Origin of the sequence: Arcicella gelida (genome assembly GCF_034931025.1) — a bacterium.
GTDB classification, from domain to species: Bacteria; Bacteroidota; Bacteroidia; order Cytophagales; family Spirosomataceae; genus Arcicella; species Arcicella gelida.
Genome location: NZ_JAYGIL010000076.1, coordinates 1 through 1,028, shown reverse-complemented (window position 1 = coordinate 1,028; position 1,028 = coordinate 1). Strand labels below are relative to the sequence as shown.

Below are 1,028 nucleotides of genomic sequence, written 5' to 3'. Positions count from 1 at the left end.
GGTAGTGTAAAACAAGTAATGTTCTCTATCATTTTAGATTAACTTTGGTATAACTTTGTGTAAAAAGAGTTATTTACTCAAACTTGTATTATTCTATGTTATCGTGTCCTAGTTGTAAAAGTAATGCAGTGAAATTGAACGGTCATATTCATAATGGTAAACAGAATCATTTATGTAAATCCTGCGGTCGTCAATTTGTGCTAAATCCCGAGAAGAAAGTAATTTCAGAACAGGAGAAAAACCTCATTAATAGACTTTTATTGGAGCGAATCTCTTTAGCAGGTATTGCTCGAACGATGGAGGTTTCGGAAATATGGTTACAAGGCTATCTTAGTGATTTATATGCCTCAAGTCCAGATGATTTAAATGCAGCACTTCCAGATCAAGCAAGCATGGATACTTATTTGGATGACAAATTTGATGAGTTTGTTTATAGTATTGCCCCTTTAAAAAAAACGCTACAGCGATTGAGCTTACAGATTCACGGGAAAATATTGAGACATCTGAAATAGCGATGGAGGAAGATTTATCAGTTATAGAGCCAATTGAGGACTATTTATTGAATCAAGTTTATGAAAACAAAGATGGAGTACTCTATGAGGTTTATCGTTTTGAAGCAGATGAATTATGGAGTTTCGTACAAAATAAAGATAACAAACAATGGATTTGGTTAGTAATGAATACGGCTAACCGCCAAATTGTAGCCTTTCATGTAGGCGGACGAGGCAAGGAAGATGCTCTCGCTCTTTTCAATCAAATTCCAGCTGTTTTTAAAACAAAGGCTGTCTTTTTTACGGATTTCTGGCAAAGTTATAATTTGTTGGATGCCAACAAGCATGTAGCGGCTGGAAAAGAGAAAGGATACACCAATCATATTGAGCGTTTTAACAATACTCTTAGACAAAGGTGTAGCCGATTAGTAAGACAAACATTGTCTTTTTCCAAGAAATTAGAAAATCATATAGGGGCTATAAAATACTTTATTTGCCACTATAACAAACAAAGAGCATTACTTGATTAACACTACC

The 1,028-nt window shown here is 34.6% G+C and carries 2 protein-coding genes; both read left to right on the top strand.

What is annotated here, in order from left to right; genetic code table 11:
• Positions 1 to 95 precede the first annotated feature (95 nt).
• A complete protein-coding gene (locus tag VB776_RS24475; RefSeq protein WP_323699470.1) occupies positions 96 to 512 on the top strand; it encodes an IS1/IS1595 family N-terminal zinc-binding domain-containing protein in 417 nt (138 codons plus the stop codon).
• A 2-nt stretch (positions 513 to 514) separates the two neighbouring features.
• Positions 515 to 1,021 carry an IS1 family transposase gene (locus VB776_RS24470; protein WP_323699469.1) on the top strand — a complete coding sequence of 169 codons (507 nt, stop codon included), beginning with the start codon at positions 515 to 517 and terminating at the stop codon, positions 1,019 to 1,021.
• The last annotated feature ends 7 nt before the right edge of the window (positions 1,022 to 1,028 follow it).